The organism is Flintibacter sp., assembly GCF_046973065.1.
The window spans coordinates 103,233-127,702 of record NZ_JBKVXZ010000002.1; the positions used below are offsets into that span (position 1 = coordinate 103,233).

Sequence of the window (24,470 nt, forward strand, 5' to 3'; positions counted from 1 at the left end):
TTTCGCCATTCGGGAAAAAAGATTCCGGTCCGGCCGCATCCTGGAAAACGAAATTGTCCCCTGAAATACACAGACGGCCCGGGATTTTCCGTTTTTTTACGGGTTTTTCTTTACAAACAAACGTTCCTCCGATATAATACTATGGCTAATGAAATTTGAGGAAGTGGAGAGAGCACATGGCTTTGATCGAATACGACGAATATAAGCAGAGGCTCCGGGACCTGGGGCCCGAGCTGGAGAAGCTCTCCGCCGCGCTGGACATGGACAGCGCCCGCGCAGAGGCCCGAAAGCTGGAGGACGAGACCGCCCAGGACGGCTTCTGGAACGACCTGGAGCGATCCCAGAAGGTGCAGCAGCGCCTCAAGCAGCTGCAGAACAAGATCGCCCGCCAGGACAAGCTGGTGACCGAGTGGCAGGATCTGACGGCCCTGTGCGAGATGGGCCAGGAGGCGGAGGATGAGGAGCTGCTGGAAGAGCTGAAGTCCGGTTTCCAGACCCTGGAGGAGAAGATCGAGGAGTCCCGGATGGCCACGCTCCTCTCTGGGGAGTACGACGGCCACAGCGCCATCCTGACCTTCCATGCCGGCGCCGGCGGCACCGAGGCCCAGGACTGGGCCCAGATGCTCTACCGGATGTACACCCGCTGGACGGAGCGCCACGACTTCACCTATCAGATCCTGGACTATGAGGACGGCGACGAGGCGGGCATCAAGTCCGCGTCCATTGCCATCCAGGGGGACAACGCCTACGGCCTTTTGAAGAGTGAGAACGGCGTCCACCGGCTGGTCCGGGTGTCTCCCTTTGATGCCAACGCCCGCCGGCAGACCAGCTTTGCCGCGGTGGAGGTCATGCCCGAGATCGAGGATGACGACGAGGTGGAGATCCGGGAGGAGGACATTGAGATGCAGGTCTACCGGGCCAGCGGCGCCGGCGGCCAGCACGTGAACAAGACCTCATCCGCCGTGCGCCTCATCCACAAGCCCACGGGCATCGTGGTGGCCAGCCAGCAGGAGCGCAGCCAGTTTCAGAACAAGGACAACTGCATGAAGATGCTGCGGGCCAAGCTGGTGGAGCTGAAGCAGCAGCAGCACGCGGAGAAGATCTCCGATATCAAGGGCGTGCAGATGAAGATCGAGTGGGGCAGCCAGATCCGCTCGTATGTGTTCATGCCCTACCAGATGGTGAAGGACACCCGCACCGGCTATGAGACCGGCAACATCGACAACGTTATGGACGGCGATCTGGACGGCTTCATCAACGCGTATCTCACTCAGCTGGCCACCGGTGAGCTGAAAAAATAAATCGTCCACGCATCCTTCCGGATGCCCGGCTTTCCGGAGCCGCAACCTAATAGAGAAATCAAAATATGAGACGTGGCGCGGGGTGGTCCCCGTGTCACGTCTCTCTGAATGAGAAAGGATGTTGGAATTTCCATGGCAGAAAAATTCCCCCAGGGCGCGGCGCCCCAGGAGAACAAGATGGGCGTGCTGCCCATCGGACGGCTGCTGACCAACATGGCGGTCCCCATGATGATCTCCATGCTGGTCCAGGCCTGCTACAATGTGGTGGACAGCGTGTTCGTGGCGCAGATCAGCGAGGATGCCCTGAATGCCGTGTCCCTGGCCTTCCCCCTGCAGAACCTGATGATCGCCTTCGGCGCAGGCACCGCTGTGGGCATCAACGCGCTCCTCTCCCGGTCCCTGGGAGAGAAGAATCAGGCCATGGCGGACCGGGCTGCCAACACGGGCATCTTTCTGGCCCTGTGCAATTTCGCGCTATTCGCCCTGATCGGCATCTTCTTCTCCCGGACCTTCTTTGAGCTGCAGGCCGGGGGAGAACAGGTGATTATCGACTACGGCGTGGATTACGCCTCCATCTGCCTGGGCTGCTCCATCGGTATTTTCAGCCAGTTCTGCTTTGAGCGGCTGCTGCAGTCCACCGGCCGCACGTTCCTGGCCATGTGCACCCAGCTTACCGGCGCCCTCATCAACATCGTGCTGGACCCCATCCTGATCTTCGGCTGGTTCGGCCTGCCCCGGATGGAGGTGGCCGGCGCCGCCATTGCCACGGTGGCAGGGCAGATTGTGGCTGCCGCCGCTGCCCTGGTGCTGAACCTCAAATGCAATCCGGACATCCACATCCTGCCCCGGGAGATCCGCTGGCACGGCAAGGTGGCGGCGGAGATCTACCGGGTGGGCTTCCCCTCCATCGTCATGCAGTCCATCGGCTCCGCCATGGTGTTCGGTATGAACAAGATCCTCTTCTCCTTCACCAAGACGGCCACCGCCGTGTTCGGCGCATACTTCAAGCTTCAGAGCTTCGTCTTCATGCCGGTGTTCGGCCTGAACAACGGCATGGTGCCCATCGTCAGCTATAACTACGGCGCCGCCAGCCTGCCCCGGGTGAAGCGGACCATCAAGCTGACCATCTGCACCGCCATGGCCATCATGGCTGTGGGATGCCTGATTTTCCAGCTCTTCCCCCAGCAGCTGCTGATGTTCTTCAACGCCTCGGAGGAGATGCTCTCCATCGGCTCCGTGGCTCTGCGGATCATCTCCGTGTCCTTCGTGCTGGCGGGCTTCGACATCATTGCCGGTTCCGTGTGTCAGGCTATCGGCAACCCGCTGTACAGTCTGATTACCTCTGTGTGCCGCCAGCTGGTGGTGCTGCTGCCGGTGGCATGGCTGTTGTCCCACACCGGCGTCCTGACGCTGGTGTGGCTGGCCTTCCCCATCTCCGAACTGGTGTCCCTGGTACTGAGCGCTATCTTCCTGCGCCGGACCATGCGGGCCGTTGCCGAGCGGATCGGCAGCCGGGCGGCCTGACTCCAGAGAAAAGCAGCGGCGGAACGGCCTTTGCCGTTCCGCCGCTGCTGCGTCAGCTGTTGAGAAATGCGTCCGGGTCCACAGCTTCCCCATCCTTTGCAACGGAGAAGTGCAGGTGGGCGCCCTGGGCGGCCTCCGCCGCGGCGGTGGTTCCCACTGCGCCGATGGTCTGCCCGGCGGACACCGTGTCGCCCGTCTCCACGGCGGGCTCCACCTGGAGATTGGCATAGGTGGTCTCATAGCCGCCGCTGTGCTGGATCACCACGGTGGTGCCCATCAGGGGATCGTCGGTGATGGAGGAGACCGTCCCGGCGCAGGCGGCCAGGACGGCATCGCCTTCCGCCGCGGCGATATCCACCCCGTCGTGGGTCCGCCAGTCGTCCAGCGTCTCATTGTACAGCAGCTGGTCCACGGAGAATGCCGTCAGCACCTCTCCCTGGATGGGCAGGACCACCACATGGGGCTCCTCTGCCACCACGGGCGTGTCATCCACCGGGATGGTCACCTCCGGCATGACGACGGGCTCCGTCTCCTCCTCCGGTTCCTCCGGAGGCACGGTCTCCACCACCGGTTCGTGCTCCGGCAGGTCCTCCACCGGTGCGGAGGCTGCCGTGTCCGGGCCGGTGGGCGCTTCCGTCTGGGCCGGTTCCCCAAACAGCAGAAAGTAGCCGCCCACGCCCACCGCCAGGACGCACAGGGCTAGGACCGCGTAAAAGCCTGGCCCGCCCAGCAGGGATTTGACTTTATTTGCCATGTATCATACCTCCCTCGATCTTGGGTCTGAGGGAAGTATGGGCAGGATTTCCAGGAATTATACAAAAAGAGACCGCTGGAAAGCGGTCTCTTTTCTCTCAGAAATTGGTCACTTCACGATCAGCGTCTTGCCGTCCATCTCCTCTGGACAGGCCAGGCCCATCACGTCCAGCATGGTGGGGGCGATGTCCGCCAAGCGGCCATTGGGGCGCAGTTCGGTCCCCGCGCCGCAGAGAATGAAAGGCACGGGATTGGTGGTATGGGCGGTCATAGGGCTGCCATCCGGCTCCGCCATCTGCTCGGCGTTGCCGTGGTCGGCGGTGATCATGGCGATGCCGCCCATCTTCAGTGTGGCGTCCACCACCCGGCCCACGCAGCTGTCTACGGTCTCCACGGCCTTCACCGCCGCGTCATAGACGCCGGTGTGGCCCACCATGTCGCAGTTGGCAAAGTTCAGAATGATCACGTCATAGGCGCCGGACTCGATGCGCTCCACGCACTTGTCCGTCACCTCCGCCGCGCTCATCTCCGGCTGCTTATCGTAGGTGGCCACCTTGGGGGAGGGCACCAGTACCCGGTCCTCACCGGGAAACACAGTCTCAGACCCGCCGTTGAAGAAGAAGGTCACATGGGCGTACTTCTCCGTCTCCGCGATCCGCAGCTGGGTCATGCCCATCTGGCTGAGATACTCCCCCAGGCCATTGCGCACCGTCACCCGGGGGAAGGCCACCTCCACATTGGGCATGGAGGCGTCGTACTCTGTGTTGCACACGAAGGTCACGGGGAAAAACTGGCGGGTGAAGCCGTCGAACTCCGGGTCCACCAGGGTCCGGGTGATCTCCCGGGCCCGGTCGGGCCGGAAGTTGAAGAAGATCACGCTGTCATTGTCGGAGATGGTGCCCTCGGCATCACAGACCACGGGTTCCACGAATTCGTCGGTGACGCCCCGGTCATAGGACTCCCGTACCGCGGCCACCGGGTCTGGATTCTGCACGGCGCCCTCGCCGTACACCATGGCGTCGTAAGCCGCCTCCACCCGGTCCCAGCGCTTGTCCCGGTCCATGGCATAGTACCGGCCCATGACCGTGGCGATCCTGCCCACGCCGATCTCCCGGCACTGTGCCACGGTCTGCGCCACAAAGTCTGCGCCGGAGGTGGGGGATACGTCCCGCCCATCCAGAAAGGCGTGGAGATACACATGCTCCAGGCCCCTTCGCTTCGCCAGCCGCAGCAGGGCGAACAGGTGCTCCAGGTGGGAGTGGACGCCGCCGTCGGACAGCAGGCCCATCAGGTGCAGGGACGTGCCCTTCTCCAGGCAGGCGTCCATGGCGTGCCGGTAGGCGGGATTTTCATCAAAGCTCCCGTCGGCAATGGCCTTGGTGATCCGGGGCAGGTCCTGGAACACCACCCGGCCGGCGCCGATGTTGGTGTGACCCACCTCGCTGTTGCCCATCTGCCCGTCCGGCAGGCCCACGTCCAGGCCGGAGGCCCGGAGCGTGGTGTGGGCATACTCCCGGAAAAACTGGTCCAGCCGGGGCGTGGCGGCGGCGCGGATGGCGTTGCCCTCCGTCTCCTGCCGCAGGCCGAAGCCGTCCATGATGATGAGGGTTGTTGGTGTTTTGTTCATTGAAATCTCGTCTCGCTCGCTTTCTCACAAAACCGCTCTGCCGGAGCTCACTCCTGGTTGGCTGCGTTGATGATGTCCACGAACTGGTCGGGCTTCAGGGCGGCACCGCCGATCAGGCCGCCGTCGATGTCCGGCTGGGCCAGCAGCTCCGCCGCGTTCTTGGGGTTCATGGAGCCGCCGTACTGGATGGTGACGCTGCGGGCCACCCGGGCGCCGTACAGGCTGCGGATGGTGGCACGGATGTTGGTGCAGACCTCGCCGGCCTGCTCGGCAGTTGCGGTCTTGCCGGTGCCGATGGCCCAGATGGGCTCATAGGCGATGATGCAGCGGCGCAGCTTGTCGGCGGGCACGCCGTACAGGGCGCTCTTCACCTGAAGGGCAATCCACTCGTCGGTGATGCCGGTCTCCCGCTGCTCCAGGCTCTCGCCCACGCAGATGATGGGGTTCATGCCGGCGTTCAGCACGGCGTGGACCTTCTTGTTGACGGTGGTATCGGTCTCGCAGAAATACTGCCGCCGCTCGCTGTGGCCCACGATGACGTACTTCACGCCCAGATCCTTCAGCATGTCGGCGGAGATCTCGCCGGTGTAGGCGCCCTTCTCCTCAAAATACACGTTCTCGGCGCCCACGGAGATCCGCAGGTCCTTGAACGCCTTGGCGGCGGTCTGAATGTTGCAGGCAGGGACACAGATCAGGGTGTCGCACCACTTGGCCCGGGGCATGATCTTCTTCAGTCCCTCGGCGAATTTCTTCGTCTCAGTGGCGGTCATGTTCATTTTCCAGTTTCCGGCGATAACCGTTTTGCGATATCTGCGATTCATGGTGATCTCTTCTCCTTTATGTCTTCATCTATCCGCAATCGCGTTCTCCGCGATCTGATGCGCAGGTTTTGGCCGTTTCCAGGGCATTTTCCCCGAAAGGCCCTTTTTTTTATACAGAATTCCAGCCCGTTTGTCAAGTCAAATGAAGCGCGTTTGGGGACGGATTCGGCGCGGCCGCCGCAAGCGGCCGCAACATTCAAATTCATTTTCGCCTCAGGGCGTGCGTGGCGAAAATACTTTGCCTCAGCCGCCCTGGGCGGTGTCACCAGTCCGCAGATTGGTGAGGAGGAATGTAAAGGGGGGACACAGTCCCCCTCTTTAAGCATCCGGGAGGCAGGCCACGCGGGGCAGCTCTTTGCCCTCCAAAAATTCCAGCGGCGCGATTGACGGCTCCGGGAGGAACCGGGAAACGCAATGCCGCAACGGTGGATCGGCGGCACAGCAGCTTACTGATCAAGGAGGCAGGCCACGCCGGGCAGTTCCTTACCCTCCAGGAATTCCAGGGAGGCCCCGCCGCCGGTGGAGATGTGGGTCATCTTGTCGGCGTAGCCCAGCTGCTCCACAGCCGCCGCGCTGTCGCCGCCGCCGATGATAGTGATGGCGTCCGTACGGCTCAGGGCCTCGGCCACAGCCTCAGTACCCTTGGCGAAGGCCGGGAACTCAAAGACACCCATGGGGCCGTTCCAGATGACGGTGCCCGCGTCCGCCACGGCGCCGCAGTACAGCTTCACCGTCTCCGGACCGATATCCAGGCCCTGCCAGCCGTCGGGGATCTCCCCGGCCTTCACCACCTGACTCTTGGCGTCGGGGGCGAAGGCGTCCGCGCAGACGGTGTCCACCGGCAGCAGTAGCTTTATGCCCTTCTCCTTTGCCTTCTCCACCATCTCATTGGCGTAGCTCTCCCAGTCGGCCTCCAGCAGGCTGTCGCCCACCTTGCCGCCCTGGGCGGCGGAGAACGTATAGGCCATGCCGCCGCCGATGATGATGGTATCGGCGATGTTCAGCAGGTTGTTGATGACGCCGATCTTGGAGGAGACCTTGCTGCCGCCTAAGATGGCCACCAGGGGCCGCTTGGGATCGGCGATGGCACCGCCCAGGAACTCCAGCTCCTTCTGGATCAGGAAGCCGGAGACAGCGGGCAGGTACGCCGCCACGCCGGCGGTGGAGGCGTGGGCCCGGTGCACGGCACCGAAGGCGTCGGACACATACAGATCCGCCATGTCGGCCAGCTTCCTGGCCAACTCCGGGTCGTTCTTGGTCTCGCCGGGCTCGAAGCGGGTGTTCTCCAGCAGCAGGATCTGTCCCGGCTGCAGGGCGGCCGCCTTGGTTTGGGCGTCGGGGCCCACTACGTCATGGGCGAAGATCACTTCCCGGCCCAGCAGCTCGCTGAGGCGCTTCGCCACCGGGGCTAGGCTCAGCTTGGGGTCGGGGCCGTTCTTGGGCTTGCCCAGGTGGGAGCAGGCGATGACCGCCGCCCCATTCTCCAGCAGATACTGGATGGTGGGCAGCGCCGCCACGATGCGCTTGTCACTGGTGATGGCGCCGGTCTCTTTGTCCTGGGGCACGTTGAAGTCACAGCGGAGCAGGACCTTTTTGCCCCGCACCTCCACATCCCGGACCGTCTTTTTATGGGTATTCATCTGAGATGTCCTCCTATCTGATCTCGTTCCATTGGATTCCTCATGATTCATTCCAACGCAGCCGAAGCCGCAGAGGCGTTCGGCGGCGGTGTCAGCGCGTTCAGGGACTAGTATGGACCGAAGGATGGAAATTCACCCCCGGCCGCCCCCCTGCAATGCAAGGCCGCTCCGCGCCCTGCAAAAGCAGCCGGGCCTCCCCAGCGGAATCGGCGCCGCCCGGCGGGGCTCAGCCCCAGGTCATCTCGCCGGTTCCCAGCAGGCCCGGAAACCCGTTCTGCCGCAGCGCCTCGTAGACGCAGACGGCCACGGTGTTGCTCAGGTTCAGGCTGCGGGCCTCGCTGACCATGGGCAGGCGGACGCAGCGGTCCCGGTACCGCTCCCGGAGAGCCAGAGGCAGCCCGGCGGTCTCCTTGCCGAAGAACAGCCAGCTGTCGGCGGTGAACTGGGCCTCCTGATAGGACCGGGGCGCCTTGGTGGTGGTGAGCCACAGGTCCCGCTCCGCCTCGGGGCGGCGGCGGAAAAAGTCCTCCAGATTCTCGTAATCAAAAACCTCCACCAGGTTCCAGTAGTCCAAGCCAGCGCGGCGGACGGCCTTCTCCGAGATGTCGAAGCCCAGGGGGCGGATCAGGTGCAGCTGACTGCCGGTGGCGGCGCAGGTGCGGGCGACATTGCCGCAGTTCTGTGGGATCTCCGGCTCCACCAGTACGATATGAAGCATAGACAGCTGTCCCCCTCTTTTCATGCAGTCAAAACACATTGTACCGCGTCGCCCCGGCAAATTCAACTGTAATGTGTGAAGAAAACCGGATTTTTAGAAAAAATCACGACAAATCCGGCTGGATTTCTGCAAAATGCCGGAAATGACAGAAGGAGGGGGCGCCGCAGGAGCGGATCTGTTGCCTCCCACAAAAAAACGTCCCTGCACAAGAAAAATCTGGAGGAAATTTCTTTTATAAATTCGCCGGAAATACTGGATTTTCCCAAGATATTTGTTATAATAAAAAATACGAACGAACAAGGAGGAGAAAACCCATGGATTTTCCGCAGCGCGCCGTGTTTTTTCTGGAAGAGGACTCCTCCCTCCCGGCGCACTCCAAACCGCTGATGCTGGAAGCCGTGTTATTTTGCCCGATCCTAAAATGGATGAGTGACAAGCTGTTGGCCGACGGCGTGCAGCGGTTTTTTGCTGTCTCCAGCCCCCGCTTTGCCCAGGAGGTCCGCGCCTGCTTCCCGGAGGACGCAGACGTGACCATCTCTGAGCAACACAGCGAGCTGCTGGACTTTTTGAACACGCCGGACCCGGTGGCCGTGTTTGTCCGGGCCGCCCTTCCCATGGAGGAGGCGGGCCCCGGCTTTGTCTACGGCGCCGCCGGCTACGAGCTCCAGGCGGTCTGGCAGGAGAAGATGACCAATGCCGTCTCCGCGGCGGAGCTGATCCCCGGCTGGGTGCCGGTTTTCAGTCTGGAGACCGTGGCCGAGCTGGAGCCCCTGCTCCGGGAGCGGATCGTCCGGCGGCACATCCGCGCCGGCGTCCGGGTGCTGGACCCGAACGCGGTGTATATCGACCCCCGGGTCACCATCGGCCGGGGGACCATGCTCCTGCCCGGCACCATCCTGCGGGGGGAGACCGCCGTCGGCTGCGGCTGCACCATCGGTCCCAATGCCGTGGTGCGGGATTGCGTCATCGGCGATGAGACAGAGATCAATGCCTCCCAGGTGAACGAGAGCACCATCGGCAGCCGCACCCACGTGGGGCCCTTTGCCTACGTGCGCCCCGGCTGCGCCATCGGGGACGACATCAAGGTGGGCGACTTTGTGGAGGTGAAGAACTCCGCCATCGGTGACGGCACCAAAATCTCCCACCTGACCTATGTGGGGGACAGCGACGTGGGCCGCAAGGTCAACTTCGGCTGCGGCACCGTCACCACCAACTATGACGGCGTGAAGAAGTACCGCTGCACCATTGAGGACGGCGCCTTCATCGGCTGCAACACCAATCTGGTGGCGCCGGTGACTGTGGGCGCGGGTTCCTATATCGCGGCGGGTGCCACCATCACCAAGGATGTGCCCGCGGACGCGCTGGCCGTGGCCAGGGCCAAGCAGGAGAACAAGGAGGGGTGGGCCAAACGGCGGCGGAAGCTGTACGGGCAGGAGCACTGATGCTCCTTCGGCTGATCGATCCTACTGACAGAAACCAAGAACATTCAGAACATAGAAAGAGGGCGTTCAAACAATGATTTCTCACGGCAAGGACATCAAGGTGTTTTCCGGCAACGCGAATCCGAAGCTGGCGGAGGAGATCTGCAAGTTGATGGGAACCAAACTGGGCGAGGCGGAGGTCGGTACCTTCTCCGACGGGGAGATTTTCGTCTCCCTGTACGAGACGGTCCGCGGCAGCGACGTGTTCGTGGTCCAGTCCACCTGCACCCCGGTGAACAACAATCTCATGGAGCTGCTCATCATGATCGATGCGCTGAAGCGCGCCTCCGCCGGCCGCATCACCGCGGTCATCCCCTACTACGGCTATGCCCGGCAGGACCGCAAGGCCAAGGCCCGTGACCCCATCACCGCCAAGCTGGTGGCCAACATGCTCACCGCCGCGGGCGCGGACCGGGTGCTGACCATGGACCTGCACGCCTCCCAGATCCAGGGCTTCTTCGACATTCCTGTGGACAATCTGGCGGGCAACCCCATCTTTGTGGACTACTACGCCAAGAAGTACGGCTCCGAGTGCGAGAACATGATGGTGGTCTCTCCCGACGTGGGCTCTGTGTCCCGGGCCCGGGCCTTTGCCCAGAAGCTGCACATGAATCTGGCCATCGTGGACAAGCGCCGGCAGAAGGCCAACAGCTGCGAGGTCATGAACGTCATCGGCGACGTGCGGGACAAGGACTGCATCCTCTTCGACGACATGGTGGACACCGGCGGCAGCCTGTGCAACGCCGCCAAGGCCCTGATCGAGGTGGGCGGCGCCAAGAGCGTCCAGGCCTGCGCCTCCCACGGCGTGCTCTCCGGCCCGGCCATTGACCGGATCAACGACAGCATCATCACCGAGCTGGCCTTGCTGGACACCATCCCCGCCATTGATCCCAAAAAGAGCAGCAAGATCAAATACCTGCAGGTGGCCCCCATGTTTGCAGAGGCCATCGAGCGTATCTACCAGGAGATCTCCATCTCCAAGCTGTTCCGCTGAGAAGCGGCGGAGCTCCGGCATTTCTGCGTATCAATAATGGACTGGTCAAGGCGGGGAAGGGAACTTTCCCGCCTTGGCTGACGTTGCAAAGGAGTTTTTTTCATGCTGTTAGGCGCCAAATCCGCCGCCGTGGACTGGCTGGTGGTGGGCCTGGGAAATCCCGGGGCCAAGTATGAGCACACCCGCCACAACATGGGCTTTCTCACCGTGGACCTGCTGGCGGAGCAGGCGGGGGTGAAGCTGAACAAGGTCAAGTTCAAATCCGCCTATAACATCATCCCCTTCGCCGGGTCCAAGTGCCTGGTGATGAAGCCCCAGACGTATATGAACCTCTCCGGCGAGGCGGTGCGGGAGGCGGTGCAGTTCTACAAGATCCCTGCCGACCACGTGCTGGTGATCTATGACGATGTGTCATTGCCGGTGGGGAAGCTGCGGGTGCGGCCCACCGGCTCCGCCGGGGGGCACAACGGCATCAAGAACATCATTGCCCACCTGGGGACCCAGGACTTCCCCCGGATCAAGATCGGCACCGGCGCGCCGGGCGAAGGGGGCGACATGATCGACTGGGTCATCGGCGTGCCCTCCCAGGCGGAGCGGAAGGTGTTGGTGGAGAGCTTCCGCCGGGCCATCGACGCGGCGGAATGTATCATTGAACATGGCTGTCAGAAGGCCATGAATGACTTCAATTGAATGAGGGCCGTCCAATAGGGCGGCTCGCCGCGCCTCTTTTTGCCGCCGGGCATGGCGCCCGGTAAAGGGGAATACACTAAGGACGGATCCATTTTCCCGGATCGTGCCGGTGGATATGACCTGGGTGGGAGAATCATGTCCATCCGCTTTACAGCCCCTGCCTCCAAACAGGCGCCGGGCGGAGAACGCCCACCGGGCCATGCGCCCGGAAGCGGCCCGGCGCCCAGAGAGTCTTCCCAATTTTTCATGTTGACAAGGACCACATCCTATGGAACAGTTTCTGAGACAATTGCAGACTATCCCCGAGGCGGCGGAGCTGATCCGCCGGGTGGAGGAGGGCGGCTGTCCCGCGGCGGTCAGCGGCCTCCAGCCGGTGCAGCGGGCCTGCGTGGGCGCGGCGGTGGCGGCAGCCTGCGGCCGTCCGGCGGTGTTCCTCTGCGGGGACGAGCGGGAGGTCCAGGTCCTCTCCGCTGATCTGGAGACCCTGACGGGCCGCCGCCCCGTGACCCTGCTTGGCCGGGAGTGGCAGTTCCGCCCCGGGGCCGTGGGTTCTCGGGACTGGGAGCGGAGCCGTCTGGCGGCGCTGTACGCCCTGGCCCAAGGGGACGCGCCGGTAGTGGTGGTCACCGCGGACGGCCTCATGGCCCGGACCCTGCCGCCGGAGACCCTGCGGTCCCTGGCCATCACCCTGGAGGTGGGGGGGCAGGCAGAGCTGGGCGCGCTGGCGGAGCAACTGCTCTCCGCCGGGTATACCCGGTGCGAGCAGGTGGAGGGCGTGGGCCAGTTCGCCCTGCGGGGCGGCATTCTGGACGTGTTCTCTCCCCTGATGGACCAGCCGGTGCGGTGCGAGTTTTTTGACGATGAGATCGACTCCATGGGCGCCTTCGACCCCGGCACCCAGCGGCGGACCCGGAACGTGTCCTCCGCTCGGATCCTGCCGGCGGCGGAGGTGCTGCCCCACTGCGCCCCCGGAGGCCTGCCCGGTCTTGCGGACCAGCTGACCGCCCTGGCGGAGAAGCTGGCGAAAAAGCAGAAGACGGAGGCCATCGTCCAAACGTTGCGGGAGGACGCGGAGCGGCTGCGCAGCGGCGCGGCCCCGGGGGCGGCGGACCGGTATCTGGCAGCCATCTATCCGACTGTCACCGCCGGGGTCCACTACCTGCCTCCGGACGCGGTGGTGTTCCTCAGTGAGAGCGGCCGGGTGGACGAGCGGGTGAAGAACACGGTCCTCCAGCAGAAGCAGGACGTGGAGGCGCTGCTGTCCGCCGGGGTGCTGGCGGGGGAGTACGCCCATCTGACCCTCACCGCCGAGGAACTGTACGCCGCGCTGGAGGACTTCCCCGTGATCCTGGAGGACTCTCTGCCCACCTCCCGGCACCCCCTGCGGCCCCGGGGCCTCCTGACCATGAATGCAAAGCAGCTCAGCTCCTACGGCGGCAGCCTGGAGACCGCCGTCACGGATCTGGAGCACTACCGCTCCTCCGGCAGCGCGGTGCTGGTGCTCTGCGGTGGGGAGACCCGGGCGAAGAATCTCCACCGGCTGCTGGAGGAGAAGGGCATCCCGGCCACCCTGGATCTAAGCGGCGCCGCCATGCCTGCGGCGGGGGAGGTGCGCCTCTCCCTGGGGGCCCTGTCCGCCGGCAGCGAGTGGCCGGCGCTGAAGCTGGCGGTGCTGACAGAGGGCCAGCTGACGGCCCCGGCCATGCGCAAGCGCCAGCGGGTGAAGAAGGACTCCAACCGGCAGAAGCTCCAGTCCTACACCGACCTGTCCCCCGGAGACCTGGTGGTCCATGAGCACCACGGCGTGGGTCGGTTCGTGGGCATCCAGCGGATGCCGGTGGACGGCGTGGAGAAGGACTACATCAAGATCGACTACGCCGGCGGGGACTGCCTGTACGTCCCCGTGACCCAGCTGGATCTGGTGAGCAAGTACATCGGCGGAGGCGAGGACACCGAGCGCACCAAGCTCAATAAGCTGGGGGGCGCCGAGTGGACCCGGCAGAAAACCAAGGCCAAGAAGGCCGCCAAGGATCTGGCCAGGGGCCTCATCGCGCTGTATGCCGAGCGGCAGAAGCGGCCGGGCTTCGCCTTCTCCCCGGACTCCCCCTGGCAGCGGGAATTTGAGGAGTCCTTTGACTACACCGAAACCGACGACCAGCTGCGGTGCATCGCGGAGATCAAGGCGGACATGGAGAAGCCACGGCCTATGGACCGGCTGCTATGCGGCGACGTGGGCTACGGCAAGACGGAGGTGGCACTCCGGGCCGTGATGAAGTGCATCCTGGACGGGAAGCAGGCCGCCATTCTGGTGCCCACCACGGTCCTGGCCCAGCAGCATTACGCCACCGCTGTCAGCCGGTTCCGGGACTTTCCAGTGAAGATCGAGGTGCTGTCCCGCTTCACTCCCGTCAGGGAGCAGAAGCGGATCCTGGAGGCCGCCAAAAACGGCGGCGTGGACCTGCTGATCGGCACGCACAAGCTGCTGCAGAAGAGCATGGCGTTCAAAGACCTGGGCCTGCTGGTGATCGACGAGGAACAGCGGTTCGGCGTCACCCACAAGGAGCGGCTGAAGGAGATGAGCCGCCAGGTGGACGTGCTGACCCTCTCCGCCACTCCGATCCCCCGGACACTGAACATGGCTCTCTCGGGCCTGCGGGATATGTCCACCCTGGAAGAGCCTCCGTCAGACCGCCAGCCGGTGCAGACCTATGTGCTGGAGCACGACTGGGCCATCATTGAGGATGCCGTCCGCCGGGAGCTGGGCCGGGGCGGCCAGGTATACTACCTCCACAACCGGGTGGAGAGCATCGACGCCACCGCCGCCCGGCTCCAGAAGATGCTGGGGCCGGAGGTCCGCATCGTCACCGGCCACGGGAAGATGACGGAGCAGGAGCTGTCCTCCGTCATGCAGGCCATGGTGGACGGGGGGGCGGACATCCTGGTCTGCACCACCATCATCGAGACCGGCATCGACATCCCCAACGTGAACACGCTCATCATCGAGGACGCGGACAAGATGGGGCTGGCCCAGCTCCACCAGATCCGGGGCCGCATCGGCCGCAGCGCCCGGCGGGCCTATGCCTATCTCACCTACCGCCGGGGCAAGATCCTCCAGGAGACTGCCGCCAAGCGGCTGGCCGCCATCCGGGAGTATGTGGAGTTCGGCTCCGGCTTCAAGATCGCCATGCGGGACCTGGAGATCCGGGGCGCGGGGAACCTGCTGGGGCCGGAGCAGTCTGGGTATCTCATGAGCGTAGGCTACGACCTGTACCTGAAGCTGCTGGAGGAGGCCGTCCTGGAGGAGCGTGGCGAGGAGAAGCGGATCGAGACGGAGTGTGCCGCCGACCTGACGGTGAACGCCCATATCCCGGACCGGTACGTCCCCTCGGCGGAACAGCGGATGGACCTGTACCGCCGCATCGCCGCCATCCGCACGGACGAGGACGCCTCGGATCTGCTGGACGAGATGCTGGACCGCTACGGCGAGGCGCCCAAGTCCGTTCTGGCCCTGCTGGACGTGGCCCTGCTGCGTTCTGCCGCGGCCAAAGCCGGCGTGTCCGATATCTCCCAGAAGGGCAGCCTCCTGCGGCTGCAGCTGGGAGTGTTCCACCCACAGGCCCTGGTGGCGGTGTGCGGCCACGCCAAGTACCGCCAGCGGCTGACGCTGGCGGCGGGGGAGATCCCTGCCCTCACCCTGAAGCTCAAGCCCGGGGAGGATGTGCTGGAGGCCGCCCGGGACCTGGTGGAGGACCTGAAGCTGGCCGCGGAGGAGGCCGCGGGCGGGACCCCGTAAGTTTCATCATGTTTTTGCCATGCCCCGCATAGGATGGTGGCGGTGGGACGTCCCCCGCCTGTCCTGTGCGGGGCGTTTCCACGGAATCTGCGAGGAATGACAAAGGAGAACCGTGATGAAACGATGCATCGCTTTTTGCCTGGCCCTGGGGGCCGCCATCTCTCTCACCGCCTGCGGGGGCGGAGACACAGAGGGGGGACTTCTCTGCGAGGCGTCCGGCATCCGTCCGGACACTGTGCTGCTGTCCGTGGACGGGCGGGACGTGTCCGCCCAGCGATACCTCTACTGGCTGGCCTACGCCTGCGACTACATTGCCGACTACTACGACAGCGGGGAGGGGATCCAGTGGGGGGACACTGTCTCCGGCCAGAGCCTGGAGGATTACGCCAAGGACCAGGCGCTGCAGAACGCCGCCCTGTACGCCACAGTGGAGACCTGGGCGGAGGATTACGGCTGCACCCTCACCGACGAGGACCGGACTGCCATGGACCGGGAGTGGGCGGCCCGGGCGGCCCAGTACGGCGGGGAGGAGACCTATTTGGCTGTGCTGGCCCGCATGGGGCTGGACCGGGCGGAAGCGGAGGCCATCTCCGGGGACTACTATCTCTATGAGCACCTGTACGACCTCTACTGCACGGAGGGCAGCGAGCTGGCCCCCGCGGAGCATGACCTGGAGACCTTTGCCCAGGAGCAGGGCTACCTCACCGTGGACCACATCTGGCTCTCCACCGCCGCTGTGGACCCGGCGGACGCGGAGGCCGTGGCCGCCTGCCGGGCCAGGGCGGAGGAGGCATTTTCCAAGCTGAACGGCAGCGCGGACCCTGCCCATGACTTTGCCGTCCTGGCCGCCACTTACAGCGATGAGACGGACCGGGACCAGCATCCGTCCGGATACACCTTCACTATGGGGGACGGCACGCTGCCCGCCGCCTGCGAGGAGGCGGCCCAGGCCCTGGAGGAGGGCCAGTTCAGCGGCGTGGTGGAGGCGGATGACGGCTTCTACCTGATTCTGCGCAAGCCCGTGGACCTGGAGGCCGTGGCCCCGGACTACTTCGACGCCCTGCTCCAGGCTGCGGCGGACAGCGCGGACATCTCCACCACCCGCACCTATGCGGACCTGGATGTGAGCCGGTTTTACGACGAGCTCATCGCCGCCCGGGCGGAGCTGGATGCCTCCGGCGGAGAGGTTGCCTGATGGGTGTTTGTGCCAATTTTGGCAAAATGACGAAATTCGCAGAGGTTTTGATAAAGTTTTAACAAATTTTCGAATTTCACAGAAATTTGCATTGACGGGGCAGGGAAAACCCAGTATAATCAAATCAGCAAGCGGTTGGTGTATGAGCATTTGTCAAAAATTTGGCAATCATGTTTTCCTTTTGACAAACTCTCGCCGCCACCCTCAACTTGTGATTGGCGTCTGCGGCAGCGCCTGACGAAGAGCCGTCGGAGCTGCCAATCCCATATTTTTATAAAAACGGAGGAAGATCATGAAAGAGCTCTATGTTGTGAATTGCTGCAGAACCGCGATTGGTTCCTTTGGCGGCGCGCTGAAGAACACCCCTGCCGTCGATCTGGGTGCCATCGTCATCAAAGAGGCTCTGAACCGTGCCGGCGTGAAGCCCGAGCAGGTGGATGAGGTCATGTTTGGCTGCATCCTGACCGCCGCCCAGGGCCAGAACGTGGCCCGCCAGGCCTCCATCAAGGCCGGCATCCCCTATTCCGTCCCCGCTTACACCGTGGGCATGGTCTGCGGCTCCGGCATGAAGTCCATGATCGAGGGCGCCCGCTCCATCCTGGCCGGCGACGCCGACGTGGTTGTCTGCGGCGGCACTGAGAACATGAGCGCCGCTCCCTACGCCGTTCCCACCGGCCGCTACGGCGCCCGGATGGGTCACACCCAGATGATCGACACCATGATCAAGGACGGCCTGTGGGACGCCTACAACAACTATCACATGGGCACCACCGCTGAGAACATCGCGGACATCTGGGGCATCACCCGCAAGGAGATGGACGAGTTCGCCGCCTCCTCCCAGCAGAAGACCGAGGCCGCCCAGAAGGCTGGCAAGTTCGAGGCTGAGATCGTCCCCGTGCCCGTGAAGGTCAAGAAGGACATCGTGGAGTTCAAGGTGGACGAGTTCCCCCGTGCCGGCGTGACCGCCGAGGGCATCTCCAAGCTGAAGGGCGCCTTCCCCGTGGGGCCCGAGTCCCCCAATCCCCAGGTGGTCCACACCTTTGAGCCCACCGGCATCCAGGAGACCGACGACAAGGGTCAGCAGCGCGTGACTGCCGCCAACGCCTCCGGCATCAACGACGGCGCCGCCGCACTGGTGCTGGCCTCCGGTGAGGCTGTGGAGAAGTACGGCCTGAAGCCCATGGCCAAGCTGATCGGCTGGGGCCAGGGCGGCGTGGATCCCAAGATCATGGGCGTCGGCCCCGTGCCCGCCTCCCGTCAGGCCATGACCAAGGCCGGCGTGACCATCGACGATATCGACCTGGTGGAGGCCAACGAGGCGTTCGCCGCCCAGTCCATCGCCGTGGCCCGTGAGCTGGGCTTTGACATGAGCAAGGTCAACGTCAACGGCGGCGCCATCTCCCTGGGCCACCCCGTCGGCGCGTCCGGTGCCCGGATCATCGTGACCCTGCTGCACGAGATGCAGAAGCGGCCCGAGGCCAAGAAGGGCCTGGCTACCCTGTGCATCGGCGGCGGCATGGGCGTTGCCACCGTGTTCGAGAAGTGCTGAATTGATCTTCCGGCAGAGCACCGTCTCCGCTGAATGTGAAAAGGCGTCCCCGGCCATTAGCCGGGGGCGCCTCTTTTTTTGTGCCGGGAAGCGGCGTGCCGCAGGGCCGCCATCCAGCAGAACGGCAGGAGGACGAGGGTATAAAAGCGCCTGGAGGCGGCCTGAGAGGATGCCCAAGCAGTTTGCGGATCGCACATCAGCCGGAGTTTTTACAGAGACCGCGCTATGAAAGGCACCTGGCAGCCGCTGGAATGCGGTGGAACGGATAAGAAGGCCGCTGTAAGCCGAAAACTGGCTTACAGCGGCTGACTTGGCACCCCTGACCAGACTCTAACTGGTGGCCTACCGCTTAGGAGAAGGCCCGGCGTGGTTGTGACGGGCACTCACAACACCTCAAGAACCCTTGCAAACACTCACTTTTTTCAAATCCCATCACTCACAATTTGCCACGTTTTCTTGCTAATCACGGCCATTTTGGGGGGCCGTAATTAGCAAGCAATTAGCAAGCGGGCAAAAAATCGCTTGACGGTTCAGCGTTCAATGCTTCTCATCTTTGCAACACTAATGGTAATCAATTCAAATATCGCCGGTTTTGTAGGTGTTGCAGTCCTCATAGACTTTGTGTGATCTCGTATTTCTCGGTAATTCTAACTTCCATAAAAAATTGTTTCTTGCAAAAAGAAAAACACCAACCATTTCTGATTGATGTTTTCGCTCAAAGCATATTTAGTTGTTAATCAAATTCATACAGACCTTTGCTATAACACATCCAATCCAAATCAACAACATAATCAAGGCGTCCTTTGCCTTTTTTCTGTTTGATTTGTTTTTGGTTTGTTATTTTGGCTTTGTATGCTTTGTTATTAGGGGTATGCTGGTTTGCATAATCATCTAACTGCTGTTTAGTGTGGGTTTTACCCGACATGCCCTTGTTTCGAGCCATAGTGCTTACCTCCTTTCTTCGTAGAAAATCTTACCAATGATTGTATAACGAAACGGTCGGTTACCGAGAACCCTTTTTGAACCCTACTGCAAAAAACACGAGCATTTTTGCTCCAGTCTACGGCCTGACACAGTTCTTTCTTCAAGATAGCGTCCAGCCATAAGCGGGTGCTACGTCCGTTTCCTTCACGAAAAGGATGGGCCACGTTCATTTCAACATACTTGGCAATAATCTCATCAAACGTGGATTGCGGCATCCTGCTGATGTTTTCCAGGGCCGGGGTAAGATAGAGGACAGGGGCAAAACGGAAACCGCCCTTGGCGATGTTCACTGTGCGAACCTGTCCCGCAAAGTCGTATATTTCATCAAACAGATATTTATGGATTTGGGAAAGTCCCCGGAACGTACCGACTTCAAAGGTGTCCAGCAGGCCCTGCTGAAACATCTCCAGTGCTTTTGTCTTGCTGATCCGTTCCTCCGCCTTTGCCAGTTCAGTGGAGTCGGTGATACCCAGCTTATTCTCCAATGCCATAAACGACACCCCCGTATTAGCAACGGATTTTATGTCCATATTATACCACAAATCAGCTTTCTGGTCAATCAAAGAGTGCCGAATACAGCTATGTAAAAACGGACAGGAATGGTACTCATTCCCGTCCGTCTCTATTATGTGCTTCTTCCTGCAAGGGCTGTCAAAATCGCTGCCATATCCGGGGATTCTGCAAGGAGTTTGAGAAGCAACTGCTGTTTGGCTGCTGCGTCAAGGTTTTGAAGCGGGTCTTGTGCCGGGGGTTGCTGTTCCACGGGAGACTCGGTCGCCGCTGCGGTTTCCGCTGTGCTGCCACCCCCATAAAACTCTTTCTGAAATCTTGCAGCGTTTACACGGCGGTCATCGTCTAAGATATGGGCATACCGTTCCGTGACCATTGTGGCCTGTGCGTGGCCGGTGTCACCCTGAACGGCTTTAATGTCGCCACCGCTGAGTTTAAGTTTGTAGGTCGTGCTGGTGTGCCTGAGACTATGAAATACCACCTTTGGGAGATTATTGTCCGCGATGAGTTTGCCAAAGGCCCGGTTGATGTAATTTGCTTCGGTAGGGGTCCCCTGGGTACTGGCGAATACAAGGTCATAATCTCTATATTCATCCCCCAGCAATTCTTTCAGTTCATCAATCGTTTTTCTGCGCTCTACCAGCATTTCCGATACCGCCCTGGGCAGAAATACCTTCCGCACACTTGTCTTGGTTTTCGGCTCTTTCAGGGCCAGTACAGTGGAATTGCACCCGCGCATCGTGGGGAACTTAAACATGATACCTTTTTCCCCGATTTGTGCCAGTGATTCCCTAGAGATCCGCTGAAGTTCTTTGTCGATATAGATATAGGCGCAGTCATGGTCTATGCTGTCCTGGCTAATATCCACACAGCTCCATGTCAGGCCCAGCAGCTCCCCTATTCGCAAGGAACAGGCAAAGGCCAGATTGATCGCCAGAGAGAGGAATGGGTCATCGCAGAGGGATAACGCTTTCATCAGTGTTTGAGCGTCCCAAATATTCCGCTCATGCTTCTCGGCTTTGGGAACGGTGGCATTCTGAACGGGATTCCTTGCCATCAGCTCCCACTTTACTGCCTGATTGAACGCGTTCCGCAGGAGTTTGTGTATCTCCCGTATCGTATTGGGGGAGATAAGTTCCCCCTCGGACTGCCCGTACCGGGGAACTGCTTTCACGGTTTGGAGGTCTTTATAGAATTTAGTTATCATTCTGGGGCTGATGTCATCCAGCTTCACATCTCCGATGATGGGCTTGATGTAGTTGCTGATCAGCGCCGTATGTCCATCAAAGGTAGAGGGAGCCCATGTGTTGACACCATAGAGGGATACATATTCGTCCAGAAAATCGGATAGGGTATCGGCACTGGGCGGGATGAACACTCCGGTGTCTAGCTGATGCTCAATTTCCGCTTTTCGCTTCTTGGCTTCCGCATGGGAGCCGCAGGTTTCCCATTTTTGGCGCTTGGCGCCATTGCTGTCCGTATAGGTATAAACAACGGAATATTTGGTTTTACGTTTAATGATAGACGCCACGGTTGTTCCTCCTTTCAGCTGGCAACTATGGTATGGCGATTTTGGGACTTATACCACGCTTCAAAGCTGTCCTTATAAATGCGGATCTTGTCATTCACTTTCACTGTGACAAACAAATCTCGCTTGTTCACCATGTTATAAACGCTGTTTCGGTGTATGCCCAGCAGTTTTGCCACATCGCTCACCGAAAGGGTTGCGTCCAACAGCTCTTGCGGTGCCGCGTCTTCTCGTTTCTTATAATGGGACTGTCCTTGATACCACGTCTCAAAGTTTTCCTTTAGAATGCGAGTTTGCCCATCGACCTTGAATGTCTCAAAGGGTGCATGGTTCTTTATCAGCTCATAGATGGAGCCAGGGTTCAGCCCGAGGATGTCAGCCGCCTCCGGGACGGTCAGAGACGCAGGGAGTAGTTGGCCTGGTTCCGGCCCGTTGACCTTTTTGTAGTGGAATTGACTGCCGTACCATTCCTCAAAGCTGTCCAGCATGATCCGCATTTTGCCGCCGACAAGAATAACTTTGAAGCGTCCCTGTTTTACAAGCCAATATGCCTCGACCTTTTTCATACCGAGCAGCCTCTGCATTTCGGGGACAGAGATGCTGGTTTTTCCCATATCGAAGTACCTCCTATGTAGATTTTGAGTCCTGGCCCATTGGTTGGTGTCAGAATATGTAGCTTACCAATGTAGCCAAGGCAAAAGCCTTGACTACATTGTAGCGGAGGGGTTTATTTGACTCAAATGTGCGATTGTGCTGGCTAATTTGAAATCGTACAGTTGACAATCACCCATTGTCCAGCCATTTATCAAAGCTGGCTTTGGAGATACGGAGCTGGTTCCCAATCTTGACGCTCCGAAAGAGATTCTTTTTGATAAGGATATATGCGGACGAACGGCTAATATCCAGGATCTCCATAATATCGTCCACGGAGTAGGCCCTTTTTTCGCTGTCAAAAGCAGGCGTTTTTTCTGTGTTGCGGGCGTTGAGTTCTGCCATGCGCTGCTCCATCAATTCATCAGTCATACCTCGTGCCTCCTTAATACCTGTCATCGCCCAGGCGTTTTTTCTTGTGAATGATACGATAATCGTAGCCGTCCCGGACGTGGCAGTACATACAAGATTCTTTAGCTTGTGTGTGGTTGATCCGCCTCACAATATGCTCGGGCGAACAAATGAACTGTCTAAGGCAGGTGCCACAAAGAGTCAGCACCATTTCGCCATGCATCTCATCACGCGGCTCATCGGCATACGACTTCTGTTCCTTCACGGCAAGATCATGCAGGCCGACGCTGATGCCAAGGGCCTCGTCAACATAGTCCATCACATCATCGTCCAAGCAGCCCACATAACTGCCAAGCCTGCTCTTATCAATCGTTCTGATCTGCTCCAGCATAACCATAGAGTTTTGGGGCAGGCCAAAGTATGGAGGGACACCGATATGGGTCGGCTGATGGAGCTTCTTCACCCTGGTCGTGATAGGGGCAATGATGATGGTCGGGCTGTGGCGATTCCCTATGTTGTTCTGGATCACAAGGACGGGGCGGTTGCCGCCCTGTTCAGAGCCGATCACCGGATCTAAATCAGCATAGTACATCTGGCCGCGCAGCACTTCATCTGGCAGTTCTCTATTCATGAGGACACCTCACCTTTATGTGATTTGCCCTTGCAGCCAAATACCCAATTACTTCCCAGGTAGTGTGCAAAACACATCTGACCGCCAATCCATCCAGAGTCTCCTATTATCATAGCTGGCGATTGGCCGTCCCCGTGTTGGCGGTCAGATATGTAATGCACACTATTTGTCCTCGACACCCCGTGTGCAGGCCGAAGCCTGGGAAGTCGTCAAGCGGTGGCCTGCTCACCACCCCACGGGAGTTTCACCCCAACTGTCGTTCTGACAGAGCCGCCCCCATTGTTTGAGACTGTGGCTGGGCGGGAGTACCATTGTCATTCCGACTGTCATCGCCATGCCGGGGGCAACCCGGCACTTACAAAGGGAATTCTCGCTCATCTCGGATGGGTTGGATATTTTTGCCGACCTCATTTTCAAGCAGGTCATGATTTCCAACAGTCCGGGCCTCGTGGCGTACCCTGTTGTGGTGGCTCATGCTTTCGCACATCGGAACTGATGTACTTGACGAATGGGTATTCGGTTATCAAGGAGCATTGAGGGGCCTGCGGCCCTCTCAACCCCCTACTACAACTTTCGACACTTCAAACCGAACTTATTTTTTCAAAAAATCTAAAACGAATTTTTCAAAGGCCGCTTTCCGCTTTTGAACAGCTCGATCACTCAGCCCGTACTTCTCACACAGGCTGCTTGTGCAGGAACGTTTTGCGCCAGATAAATAGAGTTCCAGCAGTTCCTCTGCCCAGGGCTTCCATTTACGCAGGGCTGCCTTCAGTTCTTCAATCAGAAGGTGGTCAGTAGCAAGTCCTTCGAGATCAAAGGCCGAGGGGACGCTTTCGTGCAGCGATTCAAGTCCGGTTTCCGGCACACCGGCGTCCAAAGATAAGAATGAGTAGAGCGAACCAGCTTTGCGTTTCCGCTGGATAACTGTGTTTTTGCTGTTCCACTCCCGGTATTCGACGGCGGTCATTTCGATATACATACAATCCAGTTCATCCCCATCCGCAAAACAGTCTTTTATGAAGTACCGACGCTGCTCGGCGGGCAATCCCCGGTTTCCTTTCAAAATAGTGTCCCATTCCTCCGGCGTTGCTGTGACAAGCTGCCGGACCCCATTCACCAGTTTATAAACTAAATATGTAGTTTTCATTTGTGATCTCCTTGAATTTTTGGATTTTGAGAGCCAAAAATTCAGGAGATCACGGATAGCGGCAAAGCGCCGCCTGCCAAGCAAACAGATCCATTCCCTACTCCATTTCTGGAGCGGCAACAAAAAATGGCCGGGCATTAGGAAATAGAGGGGTACATCCCCTCACATTCCTAATGTCCGGCCATTTGGTGACTATCTACCTTATGGTACGATGACCCGTTGCTCGGTACTCTTAGACATTATTCTGTTGTCACTTCCTCTTTGTGTGTGATATTTGAAACTAACCTGCCCTTCGGTACAGTATTTTCCGTCGCAGGGCCAGATCGACCTCCACGATCCTATGACAGCGGGGGCACTTAATCACGATTTTCCCCGTAGCTGGCGATATTTTATCCATCACGCGCCAGCTACATACGGGACACCTAACGGCAATATTTATAGATTCAACCATCAACCATCATCCTCCTTCTCAACATCGGCCAGCGCATAGGGGTTCTGCAAATAATCCTTTTTCAGCAGGCCAAGTCTTTTCAACCTGATAGCCGTAGCCTGTTTTGAAACGCCAAGAAACTCCGCCATTTC

The 24,470-nt window shown here is 60.2% G+C and carries 23 protein-coding genes; 10 read left to right on the plus strand and 13 right to left on the minus strand.

Annotation, left to right across the window (positions count from 1 at the left end):
• Positions 1–176: 176 nt before the first annotated feature.
• Both prfB and ACLTXB_RS01290 read left to right on the plus strand, forming a co-directional pair.
• The gene (gene prfB, locus ACLTXB_RS01285) at positions 177–1,301 is read left to right on the plus strand and encodes a peptide chain release factor 2 (protein ID WP_021751408.1); all 1,125 of its coding nucleotides are present in this window, start codon (positions 177–179) and stop codon (positions 1,299–1,301) included.
• 132 nt (positions 1,302–1,433) lie between these two features.
• A complete protein-coding gene (locus ACLTXB_RS01290; RefSeq protein WP_036631364.1) occupies positions 1,434–2,825 on the plus strand; it encodes an MATE family efflux transporter in 1,392 nt (463 codons plus the stop codon).
• Positions 2,826–2,877: 52 nt separating this feature from the next.
• On the opposite strand, the gene ACLTXB_RS01295 is transcribed toward ACLTXB_RS01290, so the two are convergent.
• The 5 genes from ACLTXB_RS01295 to ACLTXB_RS01315 all read right to left on the minus strand — a co-directional run bounded on the left by ACLTXB_RS01295 (position 2,878) and on the right by ACLTXB_RS01315 (position 8,384).
• Entirely contained in the window at positions 2,878–3,579 is a 702-nt protein-coding gene (locus ACLTXB_RS01295) for a M23 family metallopeptidase (protein ID WP_021748678.1), read from the minus strand.
• A 108-nt stretch (positions 3,580–3,687) separates the two neighbouring features.
• Positions 3,688–5,205, minus strand: a complete 1,518-nt coding sequence (gene gpmI, locus ACLTXB_RS01300; RefSeq protein ID WP_287554589.1) for a 2,3-bisphosphoglycerate-independent phosphoglycerate mutase — start codon at positions 5,203–5,205, stop codon at positions 3,688–3,690.
• 47 nt (positions 5,206–5,252) lie between these two features.
• Entirely contained in the window at positions 5,253–6,026 is a 774-nt protein-coding gene (gene tpiA / locus ACLTXB_RS01305) for a triose-phosphate isomerase (protein WP_276895500.1), read from the minus strand.
• 446 nt (positions 6,027–6,472) lie between these two features.
• Positions 6,473–7,666, minus strand: coding sequence for a phosphoglycerate kinase (locus ACLTXB_RS01310; RefSeq protein ID WP_412260831.1), 1,194 nt, complete (start codon positions 7,664–7,666; stop codon positions 6,473–6,475).
• 226 nt (positions 7,667–7,892) lie between these two features.
• Complete coding sequence (locus ACLTXB_RS01315; protein WP_036629967.1) at positions 7,893–8,384, minus strand: tRNA (cytidine(34)-2'-O)-methyltransferase; 492 nt, start codon at positions 8,382–8,384, stop codon at positions 7,893–7,895.
• A gap of 75 nt (positions 8,385–8,459) precedes the next feature.
• On the opposite strand from ACLTXB_RS01315, the gene ACLTXB_RS01320 reads away from it, so the two are divergent.
• From ACLTXB_RS01320 to ACLTXB_RS01350, 7 genes are all read left to right on the plus strand, one after another.
• Complete coding sequence (locus ACLTXB_RS01320) at positions 8,460–8,771, plus strand: hypothetical protein (protein WP_428226071.1); 312 nt, start codon at positions 8,460–8,462, stop codon at positions 8,769–8,771.
• Positions 8,772–8,809: 38 nt separating this feature from the next.
• Complete coding sequence (locus ACLTXB_RS01325; protein ID WP_249390665.1) at positions 8,810–9,826, plus strand: glucosamine-1-phosphate N-acetyltransferase; 1,017 nt, start codon at positions 8,810–8,812, stop codon at positions 9,824–9,826.
• A gap of 73 nt (positions 9,827–9,899) precedes the next feature.
• Entirely contained in the window at positions 9,900–10,859 is a 960-nt protein-coding gene (locus ACLTXB_RS01330) for a ribose-phosphate pyrophosphokinase (RefSeq protein ID WP_276897316.1), read from the plus strand.
• A gap of 102 nt (positions 10,860–10,961) precedes the next feature.
• Positions 10,962–11,549 (plus strand): aminoacyl-tRNA hydrolase, encoded by a 588-nt coding sequence (gene pth, locus ACLTXB_RS01335; protein ID WP_136891393.1) that lies wholly within the window; start codon positions 10,962–10,964, stop codon positions 11,547–11,549.
• Between the two features lie 268 nt (positions 11,550–11,817).
• A complete protein-coding gene (gene mfd / locus ACLTXB_RS01340) occupies positions 11,818–15,342 on the plus strand; it encodes a transcription-repair coupling factor (protein ID WP_412260828.1) in 3,525 nt (1,174 codons plus the stop codon).
• Between the two features lie 115 nt (positions 15,343–15,457).
• Positions 15,458–16,537, plus strand: coding sequence for a peptidylprolyl isomerase (locus tag ACLTXB_RS01345; RefSeq protein ID WP_287554596.1), 1,080 nt, complete (start codon positions 15,458–15,460; stop codon positions 16,535–16,537).
• Between the two features lie 292 nt (positions 16,538–16,829).
• Positions 16,830–18,086, plus strand: coding sequence for an acetyl-CoA C-acetyltransferase (locus tag ACLTXB_RS01350; protein ID WP_021751364.1), 1,257 nt, complete (start codon positions 16,830–16,832; stop codon positions 18,084–18,086).
• 733 nt (positions 18,087–18,819) lie between these two features.
• Here the strand turns inward: ACLTXB_RS01350 and ACLTXB_RS01355 are convergent.
• The 6 genes from ACLTXB_RS01355 to ACLTXB_RS01380 all read right to left on the minus strand — a co-directional run bounded on the left by ACLTXB_RS01355 (position 18,820) and on the right by ACLTXB_RS01380 (position 22,741).
• Positions 18,820–19,029 carry a hypothetical protein gene (locus ACLTXB_RS01355; RefSeq protein WP_287554597.1) on the minus strand — a complete coding sequence of 70 codons (210 nt, stop codon included), beginning with the start codon at positions 19,027–19,029 and terminating at the stop codon, positions 18,820–18,822.
• Positions 19,001–19,561 carry a Fic/DOC family protein gene (locus ACLTXB_RS01360; protein ID WP_287554599.1) on the minus strand — a complete coding sequence of 187 codons (561 nt, stop codon included), beginning with the start codon at positions 19,559–19,561 and terminating at the stop codon, positions 19,001–19,003. Before ACLTXB_RS01360 ends, ACLTXB_RS01355 begins: the two co-directional genes overlap by 29 nt.
• 134 nt (positions 19,562–19,695) lie before the next feature.
• Positions 19,696–21,111 carry a tyrosine-type recombinase/integrase gene (locus tag ACLTXB_RS01365; RefSeq protein WP_412260825.1) on the minus strand — a complete coding sequence of 472 codons (1,416 nt, stop codon included), beginning with the start codon at positions 21,109–21,111 and terminating at the stop codon, positions 19,696–19,698.
• Positions 21,112–21,125: 14 nt separating this feature from the next.
• Positions 21,126–21,722, minus strand: a complete 597-nt coding sequence (locus ACLTXB_RS01370) for a helix-turn-helix domain-containing protein (protein ID WP_298020846.1) — start codon at positions 21,720–21,722, stop codon at positions 21,126–21,128.
• Between the two features lie 169 nt (positions 21,723–21,891).
• Positions 21,892–22,131 carry a helix-turn-helix domain-containing protein gene (locus ACLTXB_RS01375; RefSeq protein WP_412260823.1) on the minus strand — a complete coding sequence of 80 codons (240 nt, stop codon included), beginning with the start codon at positions 22,129–22,131 and terminating at the stop codon, positions 21,892–21,894.
• A 13-nt stretch (positions 22,132–22,144) separates the two neighbouring features.
• Positions 22,145–22,741, minus strand: a complete 597-nt coding sequence (locus ACLTXB_RS01380) for a type II toxin-antitoxin system PemK/MazF family toxin (RefSeq protein WP_412260821.1) — start codon at positions 22,739–22,741, stop codon at positions 22,145–22,147.
• Positions 22,742–23,024: 283 nt separating this feature from the next.
• On the opposite strand from ACLTXB_RS01380, the gene ACLTXB_RS01385 reads away from it, so the two are divergent.
• Entirely contained in the window at positions 23,025–23,237 is a 213-nt protein-coding gene (locus tag ACLTXB_RS01385) for a hypothetical protein (protein WP_428226072.1), read from the plus strand.
• Positions 23,238–23,333: 96 nt separating this feature from the next.
• Here the strand turns inward: ACLTXB_RS01385 and ACLTXB_RS01390 are convergent, their stop codons facing one another.
• Together ACLTXB_RS01390 and ACLTXB_RS01395 are read right to left on the minus strand one after the other, a co-directional pair.
• Positions 23,334–23,888, minus strand: a complete 555-nt coding sequence (locus ACLTXB_RS01390) for a hypothetical protein (protein WP_412260819.1) — start codon at positions 23,886–23,888, stop codon at positions 23,334–23,336.
• A 450-nt stretch (positions 23,889–24,338) separates the two neighbouring features.
• Positions 24,339–24,467, minus strand: a complete 129-nt coding sequence (locus tag ACLTXB_RS01395) for a hypothetical protein (protein ID WP_428226076.1) — start codon at positions 24,465–24,467, stop codon at positions 24,339–24,341.
• Positions 24,468–24,470: the final 3 nt, after the last annotated feature.

What these genes read in the sequence shown, in the direction of transcription:
- prfB (WP_021751408.1), top strand. Translation starts at nt 177, where the DNA reads ATGGCTTTGATCGAATACGACGAATATAAGCAGAGGCTCCGGGACCTG.
- ACLTXB_RS01290 (WP_036631364.1), top strand. Translation starts at nt 1,434, where the DNA reads ATGGCAGAAAAATTCCCCCAGGGCGCGGCGCCCCAGGAGAACAAGATG.
- ACLTXB_RS01295 (WP_021748678.1), bottom strand. Translation starts at nt 3,579, where the DNA reads ATGGCAAATAAAGTCAAATCCCTGCTGGGCGGGCCAGGCTTTTACGCG.
- gpmI (WP_287554589.1), bottom strand. Translation starts at nt 5,205, where the DNA reads ATGAACAAAACACCAACAACCCTCATCATCATGGACGGCTTCGGCCTG.
- tpiA (WP_276895500.1), bottom strand. Translation starts at nt 6,026, where the DNA reads ATGAATCGCAGATATCGCAAAACGGTTATCGCCGGAAACTGGAAAATG.
- ACLTXB_RS01310 (WP_412260831.1), bottom strand. Translation starts at nt 7,666, where the DNA reads ATGAATACCCATAAAAAGACGGTCCGGGATGTGGAGGTGCGGGGCAAA.
- ACLTXB_RS01315 (WP_036629967.1), bottom strand. Translation starts at nt 8,384, where the DNA reads ATGCTTCATATCGTACTGGTGGAGCCGGAGATCCCACAGAACTGCGGC.
- ACLTXB_RS01325 (WP_249390665.1), top strand. Translation starts at nt 8,810, where the DNA reads ATGAGTGACAAGCTGTTGGCCGACGGCGTGCAGCGGTTTTTTGCTGTC.
- ACLTXB_RS01330 (WP_276897316.1), top strand. Translation starts at nt 9,900, where the DNA reads ATGATTTCTCACGGCAAGGACATCAAGGTGTTTTCCGGCAACGCGAAT.
- pth (WP_136891393.1), top strand. Translation starts at nt 10,962, where the DNA reads ATGCTGTTAGGCGCCAAATCCGCCGCCGTGGACTGGCTGGTGGTGGGC.
- mfd (WP_412260828.1), top strand. Translation starts at nt 11,818, where the DNA reads ATGGAACAGTTTCTGAGACAATTGCAGACTATCCCCGAGGCGGCGGAG.
- ACLTXB_RS01345 (WP_287554596.1), top strand. Translation starts at nt 15,458, where the DNA reads ATGAAACGATGCATCGCTTTTTGCCTGGCCCTGGGGGCCGCCATCTCT.
- ACLTXB_RS01350 (WP_021751364.1), top strand. Translation starts at nt 16,830, where the DNA reads ATGAAAGAGCTCTATGTTGTGAATTGCTGCAGAACCGCGATTGGTTCC.
- ACLTXB_RS01355 (WP_287554597.1), bottom strand. Translation starts at nt 19,029, where the DNA reads ATGGCTCGAAACAAGGGCATGTCGGGTAAAACCCACACTAAACAGCAG.
- ACLTXB_RS01360 (WP_287554599.1), bottom strand. Translation starts at nt 19,561, where the DNA reads ATGGCATTGGAGAATAAGCTGGGTATCACCGACTCCACTGAACTGGCA.
- ACLTXB_RS01370 (WP_298020846.1), bottom strand. Translation starts at nt 21,722, where the DNA reads ATGGGAAAAACCAGCATCTCTGTCCCCGAAATGCAGAGGCTGCTCGGT.
- ACLTXB_RS01375 (WP_412260823.1), bottom strand. Translation starts at nt 22,131, where the DNA reads ATGACTGATGAATTGATGGAGCAGCGCATGGCAGAACTCAACGCCCGC.
- ACLTXB_RS01380 (WP_412260821.1), bottom strand. Translation starts at nt 22,741, where the DNA reads ATGAATAGAGAACTGCCAGATGAAGTGCTGCGCGGCCAGATGTACTAT.
- ACLTXB_RS01390 (WP_412260819.1), bottom strand. Translation starts at nt 23,888, where the DNA reads ATGAAAACTACATATTTAGTTTATAAACTGGTGAATGGGGTCCGGCAG.
- ACLTXB_RS01395 (WP_428226076.1), bottom strand. Translation starts at nt 24,467, where the DNA reads ATGGCGGAGTTTCTTGGCGTTTCAAAACAGGCTACGGCTATCAGGTTG.